The sequence below is a fragment of the Phenylobacterium sp. genome (assembly GCF_031181185.1).
In the GTDB taxonomy this organism is placed as follows: Bacteria; Pseudomonadota; Alphaproteobacteria; order Caulobacterales; family Caulobacteraceae; genus Phenylobacterium.
Genome location: NZ_JAPSKZ010000340.1, coordinates 1 through 1555, shown reverse-complemented (window position 1 = coordinate 1555; position 1555 = coordinate 1). Strand labels below are relative to the sequence as shown.

Genomic DNA, 1555 nt, shown 5'->3' with positions numbered 1-1555 from the left:
ACTGGGCGACAGTCGAGGGCGAGCGGGCGAAGGATCCGGCCGATCAGGCGCATGCCGCGGCCTTCGGCGGCTGGGGCATTCCCACCGCCCGCGCTATCGCCGAGGTCCGCGCCGCCTGTCCGAGGACCCTGATCATCGGCTCCGGCGGAATCGCGGACGGCGTGGACGCGGCCAAGGCGATACGGCTCGGCGCCGACATCGTCGGCCAGGCCGCCGGCGTGCTGACCGCCGCCACCCTCTCCACCGAGGCGGTGGTCGCCCACTTCCGGACCGTCATCCGCCAGCTGCGCACCGTCTGCTTCTGCACCGGCTCCGCCAACCTGACGGCCCTGCGCAAGGCCCCGCTGCAGGGCTGACGCTCAGCCGGCGGACGGCAGCAGGTCGCCGGCGAAGGGGCGGTAGCGGCCGGCCCGCACCCCCTGCGTCGCGCGTTCGATGTCGGGGGCGAAATAGTGATCCGAGCCATAGGCCGCCGCCGCCTCGCGCACGATCGCCCAGACCTGCTCCAGCTCCGGCGAGCTCTTCAGCGGGCGGTGGAATTCGATCCCCTGGGCGGCGGCGAGCAGTTCGATCCCGACCACCGTGGCGGTGTTCTCCGCCATGTCGAGCAGGCGGCGCGCTCCGTGGGTGGCCATGGAGACGTGGTCCTCCTGGTTGGCCGAGGTCGGCACCGTGTCGACGACGCAGGGGTGCGCGACCATGCGGTTCTCGGCGACCAGCGCTGCAGCGGTCACCTGGGCGATCATGAAGCCGGAGTTGAGGCCGCTTTCCCTGACCAGGAAGGCAGGAAGCTCGCTCATCTTCGGATCGACCAGGATGGCCGTGCGGCGCTCGGAGATGTTGCCGATCTCGCACAGGGCCATGGCGATCTGATCCGCTGCATAAGCAACGGGTTCGGCATGGAAGTTGCCGCCGGAGATGACGTCGCCGTCGTCGATGAAGACCAGCGGATTGTCGGTCACGGCGTTGGCTTCGCGCTCGAGCATGGCGGCGGCGCTGCGCAGCACGTCCAGCGTCGCGCCCATGACCTGCGGCTGGCAGCGCAGCGAATAGGGGTCCTGGACCTTGTGGCAGCCGTCGCGGTGACTGTCCCGGATGGCCGAGCCCTGCATCAGGGCGCGCAGGCGGGCGGCGACGTCAATCTGGCCCGGCTGGCGGCGCAGGGCGTGGATGCGCGGATCGAACGGGGCGTCGGAGCCCTTCAGGGCGTCCACCGACAGGGCGCCCGCGGCGACGGCGGCGGCGAAGCAGTCTTCGGCGGCGAACAGGCCGGCTAGAGCCAGGGCGGTGGAGCACTGGGTGCCGTTCAGCAGGGCGAGGCCTTCCTTCGGACCCAGCGTCAGGGGCGTTCGCCCGATGCGGGCCAGCGCCGCTTCGGCGGACAGCGTCTCGCCGTCCGTGCGGGCCTCGCCGACGCCGATCAGGACACAGCTCATGTGGGCCAGCGGCGCGAGGTCGCCCGAGGCGCCGACGGAGCCCTTGGACGGGATGCACGGCAGGATGTCGGCGTTGACGAGTTCGACCAGGGTCTCGAGCGTCTCGCGGCGGATCCCCG

General features: G+C 71.6%; 2 protein-coding genes. One reads left to right on the top strand and one right to left on the bottom strand.

The features are described from left to right. Positions 1-356 (top strand): alpha-hydroxy-acid oxidizing protein (locus RIF93_RS20680; protein WP_309093321.1); only part of this gene is annotated, 356 nt, incomplete at its 5' end. Between the two features lie 3 nt (positions 357-359). Here the strand turns inward: RIF93_RS20680 and hutH are convergent. Beyond that, on the bottom strand, positions 360-1555 hold a 1196-nt coding region (gene hutH / locus RIF93_RS20675; protein ID WP_309093320.1), incomplete at its 5' end, for a histidine ammonia-lyase.